Origin of the sequence: Viridibacillus sp. FSL R5-0888 (genome assembly GCF_038009105.1) — a bacterium.
In the GTDB taxonomy this organism is placed as follows: domain Bacteria; phylum Bacillota; class Bacilli; order Bacillales_A; family Planococcaceae; genus Viridibacillus; species Viridibacillus arenosi.
The window spans coordinates 2,519,031-2,538,035 of sequence record NZ_JBBPAU010000001.1 but is presented as its reverse complement, the minus strand read 5'-3'; the positions used below and the strand labels follow the sequence as shown (position 1 = coordinate 2,538,035).

Sequence of the window (19,005 nt, the reverse complement as noted above, 5' to 3'; positions counted from 1 at the left end):
TAAACCCGAATCAAGACTACCTCCCATGCTTTTGAAAGTAACATTGTTTATACCTCCTAAAAATTTATTAATAAAGGGATTATTGGAAACTCTATTGAAATATTGACATATTGATATTTTACTAACGAAAAGGTTTGTTGAACAAGAAGCGGGAGGGATAAGATGAAAGAATGGTTTGGTTCCGCAGCAATTTGTATTAATGAGAACAAAGAAGTTTTGATGGTAAAAGGTAGTAACTCTGAATCTTGGGCTATTCCTTCGGGTGGTATTGAACAAGGAGAAACACCAGAAGAATGTTGTATTAGAGAAGTTAAAGAAGAAACAGGATATGATATTGTCATTGAGGATAGCCTGTTTATTAAAGAAACTGAAATTAAAGGTTATAAAGTAAAAAGTTATTACTTCAAAGTGAAAAAAACTGGAGAAAGTGAAGGGATTAACGACCCCGATAACATTATTGTAGATGCTGATTGGAAGTCACTGAGAGATATACGAAATATACAACACGCATATCCCGAGGACTTGGAAGTTTTAGAGAAATTTTTGAAATAGAGATTATTATTATTTTGTGTGTAATATTTTTACTAACGGGGCTTTACTTGAAGATCATTGAGCTGCATATGCAGTTCTTTTTTTCTTTATTGAACTAACGGGGCAGTTTAGTTGAAGAGTGTTGTTTAACTTTAGTTCAACAATCTGGCCATATTGTTGAGTAAATATTTACTTGTATAGCATTATACAAGCTGAAAAGTATCGCAAATAGTGGTGAAACAAAGGGTAGATCTAACTATAAATAGCCATTGGCTGTCGAAGATTAATTAAATGTAATCAATATATTTTCTAATTTATATCTTCTAATGAATTTGGCGAGAAGCGAAAACTTTCTTGCCAAGTTCTTTTTTTATTTCACAACTAAAGAAATATGTGTTAATGAGAAATAAGTAATATAAATTTGTAATTTTTTTGTTAACCTTTTTATTATTGAAACGTTTTAAAGGTAGGAGGTTTGAAATGAACGATTCCATGATGGGAAAAAAACTAAATGAGATACTAAAATTTGTCTACTCTTACCTAATAAAAATGGGTGCATCAAAGGAAGATGCAGAAGATATTATTCAAAATACTGCTTATAAATTTTTACAATATATAGACTCAATCCATAATACCCAAAGTTGGCTTTTTAGAGTAGCAGTAAATCAATATTATGATATGTCTCGTAAGAAATCTAGGCGAAGAGATATATTATTGAAATTCAACTTACAAGAAATATTTGAGGAAGAAACACCTGAAAAAGCCCTCATGCAAAGTGAATTAGAAAGGGATATTCATGAAATCTTAACTAATTTAAAACCAAAATACAGGCAGTTACTTCTTCTAAAATATAGTACAGGATTAAAAATAAATGAGATAGCAGAGCTGTATAGCATGAAAGAAGGATCTGTTAAGACTATTCTTCATAGGGCAAGAAAAGAATTTATAGAACAATATAGGAGGTATGAAAATGAACAAGGAAAATGAGTTTTTTCCAAAAGATTTTGAGTTTGAGAAATTGGTGAAAAAAGCAAAGAAACGTTCAATGATAAAAGTGGTGCTCATTTCATTAGTTATTAGTCTGATTGTTTTAACTGGTCTATATTTTATTGGAGATACAGTGATGAAAATAAAAATGGAAAAGGAGACCAGCTTAGATTCGACCTGGAATGGAATTATGGGCGCCAACATTGAAGAACAAGGTACAACATATAATTATTCTCTAACTTCAGCAACAGCAAAAACGAAATTAGTAAAAAAAGTCGGAGGAGTTCCAATTCCATGGGGTGAACAGGAAAAGGTCTTTCCTGTTTTGGGGACATCTAGATTGATTACTATTGATGGTCCTTCTGGATCAGGCAGCATAGAGGATGAGCGAATTCCTTTATATTATCAAGGAGAAAGAGTAGTTGAATTTTTTCATCCACAAGTTAACTATAAGCAAATATTTGATGATAGGACTGTACTGAATATTATTGACGATAACACTGTTGTAGAAATGGCTTTTTCATTTAATGATGGATACTCAATTGAGGAAGTAAACCAAGTATTTAAAGAACAATTAGCATGGTATTGGGTAGATACTTTTAGTAAAGATGACATAAAAGATGATAATAAGTTTAACGAAGATGAGAATTTTCCTAGAGACTCTTCGGTAAATGGCTTTCAAGCATATGGCTTTCAATATAACCAACACCCAAAGGCTAATCCGGCATCTAACTTTATATCGATATTAGAGATGGTAAAGGAGGATGGTGGTAATTATCAAAGCGATGCAGAGAAAATTATTAATAGCATAACTAATCAGGGCAAAATAAAACTAGAACCTCAGAACCTTAAAATTATTGGTGTAGTGGTTACAGGAAAACCGAGTGATTTAATAAAGTTTAGTGATGAATCTATGATTCGCGGTGCTACATTAGGAGCAACAACAGACCTATATTAAACTGTAGTGAATACCAATGAAACTGACTTATGAGGAGAGGTGCTACGATAAGGTGGCATCGTTTTTAAAGGATAAAGAACTAAACACTGAGAATTCAGTTTATCTTTTCTTACAAGACGATCTTCCTCCTTTTAGTACATTACCTTGGGTGAAGACGCCACTATCAAAGGTTATTGAAAATATTGCTCATCTAGCAGCAAAAGACTCCTATCAACAGTATATATTTTCCCAACACCTAAATTTGTAATAGAATTCGTTGAACCAGACTTAATAACCATTGCTTGGTAATTGGGCGTTACCTGATGGATACATATTTTCACTAACGTGGGCTTTACTTCAATAAGGAGTAGAGCCTTTTTCTTATTCAACTAACGAGGCAGTTTAGTTGAATAAGTTATATTAGTATAAATGTGGTAAAGTATAGTAAAATCGAAAGAAACAATAACTCAAACGTATTTTGTTCAACTTCCTCTATTGGACCAAGTGAGTTACATTTTAGGGGGTTTTTAAATGGAGAAAATCTTAGTGAAAACAGGGGTATATTCATTTGTTGTTACTTTCTTCATATTAGTCGCTTTTATGCAAATAGAAGAAAGTACAACTGATGTAGAGGGGATGACTTCATTTGTTGTAACACCTTATCCAGAGTTTTTCTTTCATATTTTTAGATATTCTATAATTACTTCAATCATTGCGGTTATACTTGGATGTGTTTATATACTATCAAATAAGAAAAAAGAGTAACAAACTCAACAGGTGAAGGAAATGTACTTAAAGTAATGGGTGCTTAGTACAAGATCGTTAGAGCTGTCCAGAACAGCTCTTTTTTCTTATTCAACTAAAGGGGCAGGTTAGTTCAATAAGACTTTGTTAATGGGAAGGAGAGGACTAATTTATGTTATTTATGCTTTTGCTTGTCATTCCATTATTAGGCGTTTTCTGGTTTTTAAATTTTACTACGTTCTTTAAGAACCTAAAGAATGGAAAAAGCACTCATAACCAAAATGTTTTTGGAGCAGTCTTAAATACCCCTATTAGGAAAACACAAACGCCTATAATTACATCTTAGGTCTCACTTCTAAAATGACACAATTGTCCGCGTGTGGTCAAAAGGTATAAAGTCGGGTGTAATAAAGAGCGCTATAAAGAATGGATATTTAGAACCTGGGGAGAAATATAAGATCAAAAAGTCACCTGGTGCACCTGGTTATTAGGATCAATGTTGGGATATTTTCCATTTACAGAAGACACTTGTAACGGTAAGAATAGACCAATGGACTTAACGTGGTGGGATAATGATGATGGTGAATATTGGCATGACTTTGTATTACACCTAGAACGTGAAAATTATTTCAAAAAAGATGAAGAAACTTTGGAGAAGCTTTTTTGTGAACGCGAGTATACTCCGTCTAATATTATTGGGATAATGAATGTACGTAATCAAAAAAGGATTGAAGAACTACTTACACAAGCAAAAAGTATGTGCAAAGTTGCTAATGCTTTACTAATTTTCAAAACAAATTCTAGCGGAAAAAGTCAAAAGTATTTTGATGAAGTTTATGCTTATTTACTAAATAAGCATAATATTGTTGAATCAAATACTGATTACGTTTCTGATATTTCTGGGACTTTATATATGTATTATAAAAATGAAAAATAACTTTTATTATAGACTCCTATTTGGAGTCTTTTATTTTTATGCTTGTTTATGATAAATAGTATTATTATAAAAAGGAAGAATATTCCGATATAATTATATGAAAAGAACAGAAGACGGTTGTGAGGAACACAATCAAACTATATGAATTAACTCTTAATAATAAGAGCTTTGTATATATTAAATACTAGGAGATGATTAAATGGGGAAATTAAGTAAAAGTATTATGTTAGGTATGTTAAGTACTGGATTACTATTATCCAGCGTAGTTGTAGTAGACACTGAATCTACTGTTCAAGCAGCTAGTACTATTAATAATAGCAAGGAAGTTAGTCAAAAAGCGTATGTTTCGTCCGCAAAGAAAAAATTAAGTGTGTATAAGAAGCGCTTGGACGAAAATATTCCTAAATTTAATGAGTATACTGCTATTCGAAAGAATTTACCTGCACTAGGTAATTTAGAAGACGAAGACTACTACTTTGAAGTGAGACATTATTATATAGTTCCAGATTATATGAGTTACGAAAGATCAAAGTATATATCTAAAATACGTGATACAAATAAAATTAACCTTTTAGACGATTACTCGCCTAAATATCCGTCTAGAAAAATACTTGATGAATTCGAAAAAGTAGAGTTGGAGTTAAAAAAGAAGAAAATAGATAGAAAAAAGGTAGATAGTCTTCTGGACAATATAAAATCATCATTACCTTCAAGCAGTACATTCATGGATTTTCCGTATAATTTAGTACTAAAAGTTAACTTTGATCGTAAAGAATTGAGATTCTTACATAGTGAGATGTACGGTGGAAATGATGAAAGAAGTAATGTAGTAAAGAAGTTCACTCCTATAGAATTAAATTATATTAAACTCATGGAAACTAAACGTGTGGAGCTATCTTCTCTGAATACTCGCTATTTGGAAACAAGGAATTCCATTGAAAATCGTACAGATGAATTAGAGAACTATACAAAATTAAATAAATACGGTGAATACCTTAAAAACCTTGTATACGATACCAGTGCATATAGTAAATTAGCTGTAAAACAGAGAGAGAACGTAATGGCAGCACTTGATTGTTATAGAAATACGAGAGCTGAATTGATGAATAATGGTATATACAGTGAAGATGATATAAGTAAAAGAAAAGAAGATATGCTAAAAAGGACCGAAGAATACTACGAGGTATACTCAAAAGCCTCTGAAGAGGTAAAAAATACGAACGGTAAGAAGAGCGGTAAGATTGATATATACAACAAAGCAGCTACTGACATGGTGTTCAACATACAACTGGCTAATGATATTTACGACCATTGGAACGAGGTAACGAGTACACAACCGATTCAAACTATGTCTTCGCTATTGAAAAAAGCAGGAATGGATATGGAAGAATAAAGAGTAGATAAAACCAACCAAAAACAACTAATGCAGAACGAGAGCTGATTTATATTAATAAGGAGATGATACAATGGGGAAATTTAGTAAAAGCGTTTTGTTAGGAGTATTAAGTACAGGAATACTATTATCTAGTGTAGTTGTAGAAAGTCCTAAATCTACAGTTCAAGCAGCTAGTACTATTACCGATAAAGTAGTAAGTCAAAAAGCGTATATTTCGTCTGTTAACAAAAAAATCGAACTATATAAGAAACGTATAAAAGAAAATGAGGTAAAATATCAAATATTTTATGGTATGCAAAAGGATTTGAAACCTCTGCATAAAGAAGTATTCAGTAAAATACCAAAGGAAGATATAAACAGGGGAGAAAAGTATTACACTGAACTTACACCTTATGTCAGCTTTGAAAAATCGAAATATTTATATAGAGTAAATAATGTAGGTTCTATTAATAGATACCAATCATTTGCAGATCAAAACAAGAAATACCCGACAAAAAGCGTAACTGATGAATTCAAGATAATAGAGAAGGAACTAAAGAAGAAAAAGATTAATAGAACAAAAGTAGATCGACATTTGCGCTATGCAAAATCAGCGATACATTCAGCCTATTCATCCATAAAACTAATGAATACTGCAACTTCACGAACTACCTTTTATATAAAAGAATTGAATTTCTTGCACAGTGAACTGTTTGGTGGAGACGTTAAACGTAGTAATGTAGTAAAGAAATTTACTCCTGCCGAGTTACATTATATTGATTATATGTCTAGAGCCAACAGAAAACTATCGTTGAGCTACGCGAGTAGTATAAAGTCCTTGGATGAATTAGATACCTATACAAAATTGAACAAATACGGTGAATACCTAAACGATATAGTAAACGATGACAACGTATACAGTAAATTAAGTGTAAAACAACGAAATAACGTAAGTCGCGCACTTAAGCTTTATGAAGAAACCAGAGATGAACAAATAAAGAATGGTATATATAGCGAAGATGATATAAGTAAAAGAAAAGAAGAAGTATTAAAAAGAATGGAAGATTATTATGACCGTAATGTTAAAGCGTTCGATGTATTAGTAAAAACGTACGGTAAGACAAGCGGAAAAATTGATGATTACATCAAATCGTCAACTGACATGACCACGAGTACGATTATGATGGACGCTACGCGTGACAATTGGCACAAAGCGTTTAGAGAACAAACGATTAAAGATATCTCTTGGTACTTGAAAGAGGTAGGGCTGGATATGGAAGACTGATAGAAGATAAAAATAAACTTAAAAACCACAAAGAATAATAATTTTTCTGTGGTTTTTATGATTATTTTACTTGTTAATCCACAGCGTGTGCAACTGTATTTTAATCAAACTTTATTACTAAGTTACAGTAACTTTATAAAAAAATTGATAAAAATCACCTCTTGAGTTTTTCTTAGAGGTGATTTTTTATTGGATATTTATGTTAAAATAAATGTAAAGCTTGTGAAGAAATGTACTTAAACTAACGGGTGCTTTACTTCAATAAGGAGTAGAGCCTTTTTCTTATGGAACTAACGGGGCAGGATTGTTGAAGCAAGAATTGAATATTAATAATAGTGATTTATTGAAGAATAAGGAAGTGGAAATAACAATGAACTACATAATAAGATTAGCGAATGAAAACGACATATCGGGTTTATGTGATATTAGAAATAATAAAGATTTATTCACGAATTATTTAAAGCAATTTGCAAAAAGGGAAGTATATTTGGCAATCGCTGAACAAGACGCACTTATATTGGGTTTTGGAGTTCTTAAATTAAAAGGCTCTTTGCTTCCTAAATTAAGTGACCTATATGTAAAAGAGGATTATCGGGGCAATGGTATAGGTTCAGATTTGATTCGGTATAGAGAAAATATTGCAAAGGGTTTAGGCCATTTTGAGATATTTGTGAGTGTTGACCCAATAGAAAATCCCAGAATGATAAAGTTAATTAGCAAACACGGTTACGAACCTATCTCCGAACCATATTTAAAAAAAGCCATATTTTATAATGATGATGGTACGACCTATAATAAAGCCTACACAAGAATTGATTTAAAGAAGTTGTTGAACTAACGGTTCAGTTTAATGCAAGAAGGGACGTGTGTTATGAAAGAAATTAAATCGACATCTATTCAACCTAATGTAAGAGAACTTTTATCCTTCGCAACCTCTGAAAAGAATGTCGAGAAAGAATATGAATTATATATGCAATCTCCAGTAAGAGAGTTATATGGATATGACCTTGAATCTGAGTTTGCTAGTTGTATTGGAATAGAATTTTTAAGCCCAAAGTGTTGTGAAATAAAACATATCGCAGTATCTCCAAATCATAGAGGAATAGGTATTGGGAGTAAAATGATTAGCTTTATTTTGGAAAAATATTCTTTATCTTTTATGTTTGCTGAAACCGATAAAGATGCTGTGAATTTTTATAAAAATTATGGATTTAAGATAACGAGTTTAGGTGAAAAATATCCAGGTGTGGAACGATTTCGATGTATTTTAAATAGTTAATAGGACTAAGTCTTCTTCAACTAACGGGGTGCTTTAGTGGAATAAGGAGATTAAAATAATCAAGCTTTTTTATATACAGTAAAATCAAGGAGTTAGAGTGATTTATAATCAAACTCTAAATCAACAAAAAGAAGGAAATCACTTCATTGAAGTTTAGAACGAATCGGTTCCTCAGGATAGTATAGATCTATACGTAGGCAGACATCTCGATGTGTAAGTGTTTCACCTTTAAAACGAATCCAAATCTCATCATCTGCCATGACTCCATGTGTTTTTCGTACAATGCCCCAGCGATTATAAGTTTGCATATCCAGTGAAGCCAGTAATTCTTTTGCGTTGACCCGAGTAGGAGGGAAGGTACGCCATTTTAGCCAACGTTCTATTTCATCTAAGCTAATATGCCCTTCCATATTCGGTGAAAATTGTTTGTTAAAATCATCAATATTGTTAATTACATATGGGGTGCCGCCATTTGCTGGTTTTAAATCAACATGGGCAATAATGTCATCCATCCACATTACGTCAAAAGTCAAGTAATCAATCAATGAATTCACTTCCTTCAATAAATAGGTATTTTAATGCTGGATCCCGCAAATGTGTAAGTAATACGTCCTTAGCACGTCCAAAATCGTACTGAGACTTTTCGATTGCAGTTTAAAATCGTTAATGGTTTGTTAGGCGCATAGTCTTTTTTATCAGATAATAGGCTCAGTCCATTATCAAAAATCGGAGTCAGCTCCTGTTTCAATAAGATGCTTTTAATCAGTTGCTGAACATGGTTAGGGATAAAGTGATCCATGTTGTGTAAACTACACATAGTGCAAAAAGAACTGGAGGAAGAATACGAATGGATAACTGTAAGGATAACGTTCAACAATTTTTTGCATTTTTTGATATGAGTTAAATAAATAATGAGTGAATGTCATTCTTCGCAAAATGAAATTTAACTATACTAAAACTATAGTATTTAAAATCTGCTTAATCCCTTGATACAAAAGGGATTAGGCGCTTTTTTTGTTGTGATATATTGGAACTTAAAGAAGGATTAACGCAAAAACGACTGAAAATCGAGCAAATTAGAAGGAAGAAATGAAGATAAAGCGGTTTTCGCTCGAGTTGAACCTGAATAAAGTGTAGATTTGTAAAAAAGCTTGATTTAATATTGGGAATTTTTGTTACTATCAATATTGAGATTGTGAAAGAATGTACTTCAACTAACGGGGCAGGTTAGTTGAATAAGGGATTAGAAATAATAATGGGTTTTACCAATTTTCAAAGGGGAAAATGGGCATTAGAAAAAGGGTTGATAATTCATCCGTTAGTATGATTTAAAGCCAGGATAACCAATTTATAATATTATAAATGAGGTGATTATATATGTTAGATTTAAAAGAGTTAATGAAATCGAAAACTAAATTTAAAAAGATTTGGGAAAGCCCTTGTAAAAATCATCGTGTTCTGTATTTTCAGATCAATAATGAAGACAATGGAATTAAAGCACATTTTCACCCTTATGGAGAAGATCATGCATTAATTTTAGAAGGAGAATTGACTTATGATGTTTCATTTAAAGAGCAGATAGTTGCTAAAAAAAGTGACCTTGTTTTTGGATGGACAAACTATGTGCATGGTTATCATAATTTCAACGAAAAACCTTTACATATTTTAGTTTTTGCCACACCCGAAAATAATTTATCAGTGTATGATCAAAGTGAACTGCCTATACAAAATGATGCTAATATTAGAATAATTGAAAAGTTACCAAAAGCAGAAAACCTCGCTTCAAATAGAGTGATTTTTTCATCAGTACCTCCAAAAGATTTTTCTAACACTCTTATAATTGATCTTGAAAGTCAAAAGATAGAATATACTCAGTACAAAATGGATAAGGATAATAATAACAATAAATTATATATAACATTCAAATTACCTATACAATAGATGTGGAATTATTCCCTCATGCAAAAACCAAACCCGAAAACTCGTGGGTTTCTTTTCTTTTAAAATCGATGTTTATAGCATACTTTTAATCAAACTTTATTCTAAAGCTACATTTTGAACTAACTTGTGCTTTACTTTAATAAGGAGTAGAGCCTTTTTCTTATTGAACTAACGGGGTAGTTTAGTTTAAAAAAGGTATCTTTTGAAAGTGACAGATTATCAGTGGGAGGAATAAATAAATGGAAGAAAAAAAGTTTGATATTTTAATGTTATTTCAAATAATTTTTGCAATCCTTGTAATGTTAATTAGTATTTACAGTAAGGTTACGGAAAACTACAACTTACTACCATTGATGCTCATACTTCTGAGTATAACGTTACTTATAATGGGATTACGAGAATATAAAAGAACTCAGAGTTTATTGTGGGGTATCTTCATTTTATGCACTTCGTTATACATTTTATTCTCTGCGGTTGAAAGCATTATGATTAATTAAATAGAAGTAATATTGAACTAACGGGTGCTTTGTTTGAAGATCATTGAGTTGCAAATGCAGCTCTTTTTTTCTTATTGAACTAAAGGGGCAGTTTAGTGCAACAAAGAGTACCTTCAGAATTATGGGGATTTACAACGCTAAGAAAAGAAATGTGACCAAACGACATTTTGGTAACTTTAATCTTTAAATGGATATTTATGTTAAAATAACTATTAAGATTGTGGGAAAAAGTACTTAAACTAATGCAGCAGGATTCTTGAAGTAGAAAAGGAGGAGTTTCTGATAGATTTGAAAGTAAATAAGAATTATATTTGGGTATATTTCATAACATTTTTTGCCCTATGGTGTATCAGAGAATTATGGTTAGTTCAATATTTAGATTTAATGGATTCTGTTCCAAGAGCTATAACGTCAGCCGTTATTAAAGTAGTTATTTGGATAATTCCAGTTTTATTATTAGTTAAAATTACGGAAAAAGGTGTTCCATTTTCCTATTTAGGGTTACGTCATAACTATATAAATGGTTTAAAATGGGCATATTTGGTATCTTTAGTATTAATATCTTATTTTGTAATTTTAAATTTCACTATTTTAGATAATAATGTCGATTTTCGAATAGGGTTTAACGAATGGCTTAATACTATTCTATTAGTTGGGATAACTGAAGAAATTGTCTTTAGGGGTTTTTTGTTAAGAAAACTTATGGATTCTATTAAATTTTGGATAGCTAATACCATTACATCTTTACTTTTTGTATCAATTCATTTTCCTATTTGGTTTTATAAAGGTCTTTTCGAATTCCCTTATATTTTTACTGCGTCATTAACAGCTTTTATATTGGGCATTATATTTGGCTATGTGTATAAGAAAAGCGGCTCTCTTTGGTCAGTAATTGTTATCCATTCTTTGTATAATTTGTTAGTATCACTCTTCTACTAACTAATACTTTATTCAAATAACGTTCCCAAATCAAAGTTTTGGGACGAAATAAAACGCTTAAAACGTTGTCATACCAATGTATTAAGTGTTTTTCTGTATTTCATTCATATTCACTTTATTATGCACTATCGTTTGAACATAGATACAACAAAGCTTGAAAACCTGGCGATAACCTCAAAAGCTTACCTATCACTATAATAAGCGTCACTGTTCTTCTTCAACTAACTGGTGCGTTGATCTAAGTAGGATTAACGTTCTTTTTTGGTGGAGTTATTGAACTAACGGGGCAGTTTAGTTTAAGAAGAAGTGCTCAAACAAGGTTGTCAACGTTACAGTTTAAGTAAGTGATTTTTTTAGGGGAGGGATGAATATGTATAAAAAATTAGGCTATGTTAAATCTTATTGTTGATAATAGAATATTCCGAACAACTTCTTGCTGAACGGGTAGTCTTGTTGAACAAGTTGTAAATTTAACATTTTAAAGTAAGAGCAGTAAGAGCATTTCTTTGTAATAAGAAATGCTTTTTATTTTTATCAAAACTAAATGAATATAACAATAATAATATAACAAAAAACGATATTAATTTATTGTATAACGATAAATTTTGTGTTAAAGTCATTTTATTATCAAATCAGTGAGGTGCTTTAAATGAATGTTAAACAAAGTTCAACCACCATCTTAAAGGTAATTATTTTTCTGATTGGAATTGCGATGCTTGCTTTATGTATCTTTTGGTTGCCTGAGATAGCATATAAAGATGCAAAGATACATCCAGATACGGCTTACTTCCTAATCCCATTTTTAGTATGTGCATATGGATTCTGTATTACGTTTTCTGTTGCGTTGTGTCAAGCATTTAAACTACTAACCTATATCGAAAAAAACAATGCTTTCTCTGAATTATCCCTTAAATCTTTGAAAGTTATAAAAAAATGTGCTTTTACAGTCATTTTCTTCATTCTGTTAGGAATAGTTTGCTTAAAGGTACTTGCTAAAGTCACTGGAGATGATGCTGCAGGTCCTATATCATTAAGTCTAATGGGTATTTTAGTGACGAGTATTGTTGCAACATTTGTAAGTGTTCTTCAAAAACCAATTAAAAATTTCCTAGAAAAAAATGAAATAAAAATGTGAGGTGTTATTTTGAGAAAAGTCACAACATTATTTTTAAAAATAGCTGTTTTTATTATAGGACTACCGGTTCTTGCTTTATGTATATTTTTAGTGCCCCATATGGCGAATTTCGCAGCAAAATTGTATCCAAATATTGCCCTAATGAAATATCTCGTTTTCATCGTGATGTATGGAGCGGCTGTGCCTTTTTACTTTGCTCTCTATCAGGCTTTCAATCTTTTACGGTACATTGACGAGAACGCAGCGTTCTCGGAATTATCTGTAAAGGCGTTAAAGAACATAAAGTGCTGTGCGATTACAATCAGTGGTTTGTATGTATTAGGTTTGCCACTCTTTCGTTTTATAGCGAAGGAAGTTGACCCTCCTATTGGATTAATGGGACTCATCATCATTTTTGCTTCGTTGGTTATCGCCGTTTTTGCTGCTATCCTCCAACGGCTACTACAAGAAGCGATTAACATAAAATCAGAAAATGATTTGACGGTCTGAGGTGAATAACATGGCGATTATAATCAATATTGATGTGATGTTAGCTAAAAGAAAAATGAGCGTAACAGCACTTCCGGAGAGTGTTGGAATAACAATGGCTAACCTTTCTATATTGAAAAATGGAAAGACAAAAGCGATTCGTTTATCAACTTTAGAGAGGCTTTGTAAGGCTTTAGAATGTCAGCCTGGAGATATTTTGGCGTACAAAAGCGACGAAGATACTCAATAAAAACAGACAACTAATTAATTTAACTAACGCGTAACGATAGTTAAATTAACCGTCTTTTCAAAGGGGGTTTTCTTTTGGGGCAAAAAAACAACATTAAGATTTAACATAGCCAAAAATTAAGTAATATTGATTTTAAATATTTTATTGGTCAGAAGATTACAGAAGTAAATACAGAAAAGAACTTGCCTTTAGGGATGGCTTTTAAACTTATTGTACTAACGGGGCTTTAGTAGAAGATTTTGAGCTGTTCGTACAGCTCTTTTTTTTCACTAACGGGGCAGGTTAGTTGAAGAAGAAAATTGGAGTGAAAGTAATTCACAAAAAAAGGAGGTATAAAAGGTGGACTTACTACTCTGGATAACTATTGGTTTCATAATAATGGGATTTGTTGTTCTCACTTCTATGAAAAAAGGTATGGAAAGTAAGCTCGCTTTTATAACAGCAAATATGGAAGGCGAGGAAAGTTCAATAAAAGCTAAATCCATAATTTGTTGGATAGTGAGTACCACAGCTTGGGGAATAGTGAGTATGATTCTTATTGTTTGGTGTTTTCATAATCACTTTGGATAACTGTTGGTTTCAAATGTACTTAAACAAACGGGGGCTTTACTTGAAGATCATTGAGTTGCATATGCAGCTCTTTTTTTTTATTGAACTAACGGGGCAGTTTAGTTGTGTAAGGAAAAATGTAGCTTTTGTTGAAATTTATGTAATAATAGATATATTAAAACATAATTCAGGGAGGTTTTTATGCAAACTGAAATACCAGCTAGTGTAGGTAAAATTACAATTCGTGCAAAAAAAGAAAATGGTGAAATTGTATATTTAGATTAGATTGAATGAAGTGCGTTGCTGCGATATGTAGGAACGTTTTTTCAATAATGGGTGCATTAGCAAAAGATTATTGCGCTGCACAGACGGCTCTTTTTTTCTTTTTCAACGAACGGGGCAGGTTAGTTGAAGAGTGTTGTTTATCTTGTGTTCAACAATCGGGCCATTTAATTTAATAAGTGAATATCTGCATCTGTTATAAAGATGCAGTTTTTTTATTGAAAAATGTTGTAACGAAATCAATAAATTTGTGATACATAGGTGAATGGCCAGACGGAAAAGGGAGGGTGGCAGTGGATAAGGACAATATATATCAAGATTATGGGGAATTTATTTTTAAATACTTGTTAACTTTGACAAACAACCTTGATTTAGCTGAGGAGCTAACTCAAGAAACATTTTATCAAGCGATTAAATCCATTAATAACTATCACGATAATGGTAAAGCCAAGTTTTCCACGTGGCTCTGTGCAATTGCTAAAAACTTATGGCTGCAAGAATTAAACCATAAAAATAAAAACCAACAATTGAAGGACTCACTAAAAAGTGAAAGCACAACATTTTACGACTTGGAAGATAAGTATATAAAAAACGAGGATAAAGTTATGTTTTTTAAAAAGGCTCATCAACTCAGTGAGGATAAACGAGAAATACTTTTTTTAAGATTGTTGGGTGACTTATCGTTCAAAGAAATTGGTTCAATTTTTGAAAGGACAGAAAACTGGGCAAGAGTGACTTTTTATAGAGCAAAACTTGAAATCAGAAAGGGTGAGTAAGGTTATGAAACATAGTGTATTTAAGGATTTGGCTCCTGCTTATATTGATAAATTAACAAGTGAAGAAACAAACGAACAGATAGAAAAACATATGGATCAATGTGAAGAATGCCGAAATTATTTAAACAAAATGAAGGGAGATTTATTTTCAGAAGATGAAAATGAGAGAAGAAAAGATAATAGGAACATTGATTATTTCAAAAAGGTACGCTCCAAAAATAGAAAAAAGATCTTAGTTATCGTATCATCACTTCTAGCAATGTTTCTTGTTCTGATAACTGCTTATTACTTTGTGTTTGTAAATATGTGGCAAGCAAGTTCCAGTAATGTTGAAACAAACATTAAGAGTCAGGGCACGATGGCTACGCTCTTATTCAAAGCAAAAAAGGACAATCATTATATAATTTTAACAGATGCAAAAACAGATGAGGAATATACAGATACTATATTTGTGTATGAAAAAAGGAACGATTTCTCTACCCCAGCAAAACTCCTAAAAGATGGGGGTGGCATTTCTTTCACATTTGCAGATGAAAACACACTATTACTGTACAATGGGAAGAAGAAGAAACTAACGGATGAAGATAAGGTAACTATACAATATAAAGATAAAACCGATGTAATACCCATAAAAGATTTATATGATAAAGGTAACGATGCTGAATGATTTAAAAATGGGATAGAAGTTATACCGCAAACGGGCGCGATTGTTGAATAAGCTTCACTTTTCTTGTTCAACTAACGGGTGCTTTACTTCAAGTAGGAGTAAAGCTTTTTTCTTATTGAACTAACGGGGCAGGATAGTTGAATAAGAAGGTATATTTACGTTGTTTATCTAAGAATAAACGTTCCTAATTTAGCTATCAAAAGGAGTGCTTAAATTGACTCTACAAATAAAATTCCCTAATTTAGAAACTGACAGATTGATTTTGCGGAATTTGAGAAATGAGGATATTGACTTTATTTATCGACTCTTCAGCAACGAAAAAGTATGTGATTTTTTATATGATGAAGAATTGTTAACGATTAGAAATGAAGCTACAGAGTTTGTTGAATGGAATTCAAATCCTGAAGAAAAAGGATTTAATCGATGGATATTAGTCTAATCGATTTCTATAATAGTCGTATACTGTTCTATAAATATCAACGTAAAAATACACCAAGCGTAATCTTTATTGCAGGGTTAGGCGATAGCCATGAAACATGGAAAAAAGTCCAAGACAGAATATCTGATGAAACGTCAACCTTGTCCTATTACAGGGCGGGTATTGGCAGGAGTCAAGACGTAGCAGTCCCGCGAACTTGCTGTGATCTTGTCGAGGAGCTCTCCGAATTGTTGCAAGTGCTTGACGTGAAGAAGCCCTATATATTGGTAGGACATTCCTTTGGTGGGTTGTTCGCCAGATTGTATACCAGTCTTTATCCGCTGGATATCTGTGGTTTGGTTTTGGTTGACGCTGCACCGGAATATAAAGAACTTGCCTATGAAAAGGATCTACCAGAAAATCTCCTTGCAGGAAATAGGGAATATTTTGAGAATCCTATGTTGAATAGTGAGAAGATTGATAAAATACAGAGTTATAAGCAAATTGTTGATCATTCAAGACAAAGTGACATCCCTCTCTCAATTGTTACAAGAGGTTTACCCGATAATGGAGAAGATGGATGGCCCTCTCAAGAAATATTAAAAATTGAACAAAGTCTACAAGCAGAATTCCAATGGCTGTCAAGGTCAAGTAAGTTCCGGATTGCTACTCGTAGTGGACATTATATACATCATGATAGCCTGATATTGTGATAGAAGAGATTTTATTAATGTTAAAGGGGATGGGAAAGTGAGCGAAATAAGGCTGGAATTTATGGCGAATTTGAAAAGAATTGAGGAGGAATAATACCAACTTCGTTAAGGTGAGTAGATGAGGAATTTGTAACTTTAATGTTGCAATATATCGGTGATCCCCCTAATTACATATTTGCGTTGAATTTGGTATTGAAATAGCAGATCTTATTCCTCAATCACAGTTAATCATTTTGAGGAATCAAATCATAATCCATTTATTGAGGAAGAAGGGAAGTTTAGAGAGTTTGTAAGGACAACTTTATAATGAGTAACAATAACTAAGAAGTTTTATAACATGTTTTCGCAGAAGTTATTAAGCTAACGGGGCAGTTTAGTTGAAGAAGGGAAGCGAATTTTAGGTAGCGAAATAATAGATAAAGAAACCAATAATTGGAGTTGAAAGGGAGGAACCTTTCAACTCCAAAGTATTTTATATTAAACGGTTATCATACATTAATTGAATTTGTATACCAAATGGGTCTTCAATAATTCCATATGCTTCACTAAAAATATTTTTGTCTAGAGGAACGATTATATTCACTTTACGATCAGATGTTAAATTATAATAAAATCTTTTTATTTCCGATAGATTAGCACTTTGTATACAAAAAGAAGTATTATTTCCAATTTTATAGCTTTCTTTTGGGTTCATTACATCTTCTGCAATCATTAATTTCGTTTTCCCTATTTGTAAAACAGAGTGAGAAATATAATTTTTGTTTTCGTTAGTAATTTCAAACGAACTATCCCTTCTTGCCAAATCTTCATATGTAACAACCATTAATTCATTTGCCTCCAAGTTTTTTTTATAAAACTCTATTGCTTCACGTGCTTTTCCATTCATTGAAAGAAAAATTGCAATCTCTAACGTCATAGCTATCTAGCTCCTTTTCTAATTGATAGTCTTAGTATAAAATAAAAAGGTATCAATATATGACACCTTTTATGGAGAAAATTATGAAGAAAACAGAACGTATAAATGATATGCTCATATTTTTGAATAACAAGAAAAGTTTTAATTTAAGTGATTTAATGGAGAGATATTCTATTTCTAAAAGTACAGCCCTTCGAGATGTTCAATCATTAGAACAAATAGGTATGCCTATATATTCTGAGTTAGGTAGAAATGGAAAATATGAGATATTAGCTAGTAGTATATTGTCACCGATTTTTTTTACTGTAGATGAGATGTATGCATTATATTTTTGTTTACTCACTTTAAATGGGTATAAAACAAAGCCATTTGAAATAGAAAACATCGTATTAGAAAATAAATTTAGTAATATATTACCTGAAAATGTGCGTAATAATATTTTGATTATGAATCAAGTACTTTCATTAGAGGTAACAAATCACAGTAATTTTAGTCCGTACTTAAAAGAAATTTTACAAGGGATTTTTACAGAAAAGGTCTATCGTTTAACCTATTTAAAAAAAGAGAAAAAGAAACAATTAATAGCACAATTTATTCGAATACAATCTAAATTTGGACAATGGTATGCTAAAATTTTTAACTTTACAACAGAGAAGATACAAATACTTCGATGTGATAAAATCCTCTCAGTAATAGAAATTAACGATTTCAAATCTAAAAAATTAGAAGAACTATTAAATTATATCGGTGATTTTCACAAAGAGCATGATGCTATTAATTTTACTATCATCGTTAATAAAGAAGGGAAAGATTTTTTTACTAAGGAAAATTACCCCTCTATGAAAATTCATAATGATAATGAAAATTTCTTAATAACTGGCTATTTTAATAAAGGTGAGGAAGATTTTATAGCTAACTATTTTTTGAAATTTGGACAATCAATTATTTCTATTAGTCCTGTAATGTTAAAAAAATTGATCTATGATAAGGCAAAGTTTATAGAAGAGCACCTAAACTCTTTATGAGTACTGCCCTTTAATTTCAAAACAACAAATTCTTCAACTAACGGGTGCTTTACTTGAAGATTATTGAGTTGCATATGCAGCTCTTTTTTCATTATTGAACTAACGGGGCAGGTTAGTTGAAGAAGGAATTTGTTACATCACGTGTTGAAAAATCATCTCCCGTATCAACTCCTTAAATTCATTCCGCTAACTCTACTGTTGACGCATTATATGGAATTTTTTTAAACGAAGTTCGACATATGTAGCATTTTAAAAGAGATTGATTATTTATAAAAAAGTTTGATAATTAATAAAAAAGATTGATAAAACTTTTAATTCTAATAAAACACATTAGTTGTTTCATGTTTTTATAAT

22 protein-coding genes and 2 pseudogenes are annotated in these 19,005 nt (G+C 31.6%); 22 read left to right on the top strand and 2 right to left on the bottom strand.

The annotated features are described in order from the left end of the window. Positions 1–162 precede the first annotated feature (162 nt). The 9 genes from MKY02_RS12565 (at position 163) to MKY02_RS12525 (ending at position 8,075) form a co-directional block, all read left to right on the top strand. The gene (locus MKY02_RS12565) at positions 163–552 is read left to right on the top strand and encodes an NUDIX hydrolase (protein WP_038191365.1); all 390 of its coding nucleotides are present in this window, start codon (positions 163–165) and stop codon (positions 550–552) included. 459 nt (positions 553–1,011) lie between these two features. Next, complete coding sequence (locus MKY02_RS12560; RefSeq protein ID WP_340711294.1) at positions 1,012–1,518, top strand: RNA polymerase sigma factor; 507 nt, start codon at positions 1,012–1,014, stop codon at positions 1,516–1,518. Beyond that, positions 1,502–2,476 (top strand): anti sigma factor C-terminal domain-containing protein, encoded by a 975-nt coding sequence (locus MKY02_RS12555; RefSeq protein WP_340711292.1) that lies wholly within the window; start codon positions 1,502–1,504, stop codon positions 2,474–2,476. The genes MKY02_RS12560 and MKY02_RS12555 overlap by 17 nt, the downstream gene beginning before the upstream one ends. 510 nt (positions 2,477–2,986) lie before the next feature. After that, positions 2,987–3,220 (top strand): hypothetical protein, encoded by a 234-nt coding sequence (locus MKY02_RS12550; protein WP_038191377.1) that lies wholly within the window; start codon positions 2,987–2,989, stop codon positions 3,218–3,220. A 475-nt stretch (positions 3,221–3,695) separates the two neighbouring features. Continuing rightward, positions 3,696–4,136: a hypothetical protein gene (locus MKY02_RS12545; protein ID WP_340711288.1), complete on the top strand. Its 441-nt coding sequence runs from the start codon at positions 3,696–3,698 to the stop codon at positions 4,134–4,136. Positions 4,137–4,335: 199 nt separating this feature from the next. Continuing rightward, positions 4,336–5,529, top strand: a complete 1,194-nt coding sequence (locus MKY02_RS12540; RefSeq protein ID WP_038191380.1) for a hypothetical protein — start codon at positions 4,336–4,338, stop codon at positions 5,527–5,529. A gap of 73 nt (positions 5,530–5,602) precedes the next feature. Next, entirely contained in the window at positions 5,603–6,796 is a 1,194-nt protein-coding gene (locus tag MKY02_RS12535) for a hypothetical protein (RefSeq protein WP_038191382.1), read from the top strand. A 307-nt stretch (positions 6,797–7,103) separates the two neighbouring features. Then, entirely contained in the window at positions 7,104–7,634 is a 531-nt protein-coding gene (locus MKY02_RS12530) for a GNAT family N-acetyltransferase (RefSeq protein ID WP_340711286.1), read from the top strand. 33 nt (positions 7,635–7,667) lie between these two features. After that, positions 7,668–8,075, top strand: coding sequence for a GNAT family N-acetyltransferase (locus tag MKY02_RS12525; protein ID WP_038191385.1), 408 nt, complete (start codon positions 7,668–7,670; stop codon positions 8,073–8,075). Positions 8,076–8,218: 143 nt separating this feature from the next. Here the strand turns inward: MKY02_RS12525 and MKY02_RS12520 are convergent, their stop codons facing one another. Beyond that, entirely contained in the window at positions 8,219–8,620 is a 402-nt protein-coding gene (locus MKY02_RS12520) for a hypothetical protein (RefSeq protein WP_038191387.1), read from the bottom strand. Positions 8,621–9,452: 832 nt separating this feature from the next. Between MKY02_RS12520 and MKY02_RS12515 the strand changes: the two genes are divergently transcribed. The 12 genes and pseudogenes from MKY02_RS12515 to MKY02_RS12465 all read left to right on the top strand — a co-directional run. After that, positions 9,453–10,016: a hypothetical protein gene (locus MKY02_RS12515; protein WP_038191388.1), complete on the top strand. Its 564-nt coding sequence runs from the start codon at positions 9,453–9,455 to the stop codon at positions 10,014–10,016. 239 nt (positions 10,017–10,255) lie between these two features. Next, positions 10,256–10,513 carry a DUF3953 domain-containing protein gene (locus MKY02_RS22035; protein WP_038191389.1) on the top strand — a complete coding sequence of 86 codons (258 nt, stop codon included), beginning with the start codon at positions 10,256–10,258 and terminating at the stop codon, positions 10,511–10,513. 288 nt (positions 10,514–10,801) lie between these two features. Beyond that, positions 10,802–11,452 (top strand): CPBP family intramembrane glutamic endopeptidase, encoded by a 651-nt coding sequence (locus tag MKY02_RS12510; protein ID WP_340711285.1) that lies wholly within the window; start codon positions 10,802–10,804, stop codon positions 11,450–11,452. A 649-nt stretch (positions 11,453–12,101) separates the two neighbouring features. Next, complete coding sequence (locus MKY02_RS12505) at positions 12,102–12,587, top strand: DUF2975 domain-containing protein (protein WP_038191391.1); 486 nt, start codon at positions 12,102–12,104, stop codon at positions 12,585–12,587. Positions 12,588–12,596: 9 nt separating this feature from the next. After that, positions 12,597–13,076, top strand: coding sequence for a DUF2975 domain-containing protein (locus MKY02_RS12500; RefSeq protein ID WP_038191392.1), 480 nt, complete (start codon positions 12,597–12,599; stop codon positions 13,074–13,076). Positions 13,077–13,086: 10 nt separating this feature from the next. Next, positions 13,087–13,305, top strand: a complete 219-nt coding sequence (locus MKY02_RS12495; protein WP_076035373.1) for a helix-turn-helix domain-containing protein — start codon at positions 13,087–13,089, stop codon at positions 13,303–13,305. 339 nt (positions 13,306–13,644) lie between these two features. After that, the gene (locus MKY02_RS12490; RefSeq protein WP_340711283.1) at positions 13,645–13,875 is read left to right on the top strand and encodes a hypothetical protein; all 231 of its coding nucleotides are present in this window, start codon (positions 13,645–13,647) and stop codon (positions 13,873–13,875) included. Positions 13,876–14,429: 554 nt separating this feature from the next. Further along, entirely contained in the window at positions 14,430–14,912 is a 483-nt protein-coding gene (locus tag MKY02_RS12485; RefSeq protein ID WP_076035371.1) for an RNA polymerase sigma factor, read from the top strand. A gap of 4 nt (positions 14,913–14,916) precedes the next feature. Beyond that, entirely contained in the window at positions 14,917–15,579 is a 663-nt protein-coding gene (locus MKY02_RS12480) for a zf-HC2 domain-containing protein (RefSeq protein ID WP_340711282.1), read from the top strand. A gap of 214 nt (positions 15,580–15,793) precedes the next feature. Further along, on the top strand, positions 15,794–16,018 hold the full coding sequence (locus tag MKY02_RS12475; protein WP_076035369.1) for a GNAT family N-acetyltransferase: 225 nt from the start codon (positions 15,794–15,796) through the stop codon (positions 16,016–16,018). Further along, positions 16,003–16,751: pseudogene (locus tag MKY02_RS12470) on the top strand (alpha/beta fold hydrolase). Before MKY02_RS12475 ends, MKY02_RS12470 begins: the two are co-directional and overlap by 16 nt. A gap of 144 nt (positions 16,752–16,895) precedes the next feature. Next, positions 16,896–17,017: pseudogene (locus tag MKY02_RS12465) on the top strand (alpha/beta fold hydrolase); the annotation flags it as partial. A 165-nt stretch (positions 17,018–17,182) separates the two neighbouring features. On the opposite strand, the gene MKY02_RS12460 reads toward MKY02_RS12465, so the two are convergent. After that, positions 17,183–17,626, bottom strand: coding sequence for a VOC family protein (locus MKY02_RS12460; RefSeq protein WP_038191404.1), 444 nt, complete (start codon positions 17,624–17,626; stop codon positions 17,183–17,185). Positions 17,627–17,685: 59 nt separating this feature from the next. Here MKY02_RS12460 and MKY02_RS12455 point away from each other — a divergent pair, with 59 nt between their 5' ends. Continuing rightward, positions 17,686–18,651, top strand: a complete 966-nt coding sequence (locus MKY02_RS12455) for a helix-turn-helix transcriptional regulator (RefSeq protein ID WP_340711281.1) — start codon at positions 17,686–17,688, stop codon at positions 18,649–18,651. The last annotated feature ends 354 nt before the right edge of the window (positions 18,652–19,005 follow it).

Coding starts and splice junctions, on each gene's coding strand:
- MKY02_RS12550 (WP_038191377.1), top strand. CDS start 2,987: ATGGAGAAAATCTTAGTGAAAACAGGGGTATATTCATTTGTTGTTACT.
- MKY02_RS12455 (WP_340711281.1), top strand. CDS start 17,686: ATGACACCTTTTATGGAGAAAATTATGAAGAAAACAGAACGTATAAAT.
- MKY02_RS12565 (WP_038191365.1), top strand. CDS start 163: ATGAAAGAATGGTTTGGTTCCGCAGCAATTTGTATTAATGAGAACAAA.
- MKY02_RS12560 (WP_340711294.1), top strand. CDS start 1,012: ATGAACGATTCCATGATGGGAAAAAAACTAAATGAGATACTAAAATTT.
- MKY02_RS12515 (WP_038191388.1), top strand. CDS start 9,453: ATGTTAGATTTAAAAGAGTTAATGAAATCGAAAACTAAATTTAAAAAG.
- MKY02_RS12540 (WP_038191380.1), top strand. CDS start 4,336: ATGGGGAAATTAAGTAAAAGTATTATGTTAGGTATGTTAAGTACTGGA.
- MKY02_RS12555 (WP_340711292.1), top strand. CDS start 1,502: ATGAACAAGGAAAATGAGTTTTTTCCAAAAGATTTTGAGTTTGAGAAA.
- MKY02_RS12545 (WP_340711288.1), top strand. CDS start 3,696: ATGTTGGGATATTTTCCATTTACAGAAGACACTTGTAACGGTAAGAAT.
- MKY02_RS12460 (WP_038191404.1), bottom strand. CDS start 17,626: ATGACGTTAGAGATTGCAATTTTTCTTTCAATGAATGGAAAAGCACGT.
- MKY02_RS12525 (WP_038191385.1), top strand. CDS start 7,668: ATGAAAGAAATTAAATCGACATCTATTCAACCTAATGTAAGAGAACTT.
- MKY02_RS12535 (WP_038191382.1), top strand. CDS start 5,603: ATGGGGAAATTTAGTAAAAGCGTTTTGTTAGGAGTATTAAGTACAGGA.
- MKY02_RS12505 (WP_038191391.1), top strand. CDS start 12,102: ATGAATGTTAAACAAAGTTCAACCACCATCTTAAAGGTAATTATTTTT.
- MKY02_RS12495 (WP_076035373.1), top strand. CDS start 13,087: ATGGCGATTATAATCAATATTGATGTGATGTTAGCTAAAAGAAAAATG.
- MKY02_RS22035 (WP_038191389.1), top strand. CDS start 10,256: ATGGAAGAAAAAAAGTTTGATATTTTAATGTTATTTCAAATAATTTTT.
- MKY02_RS12480 (WP_340711282.1), top strand. CDS start 14,917: ATGAAACATAGTGTATTTAAGGATTTGGCTCCTGCTTATATTGATAAA.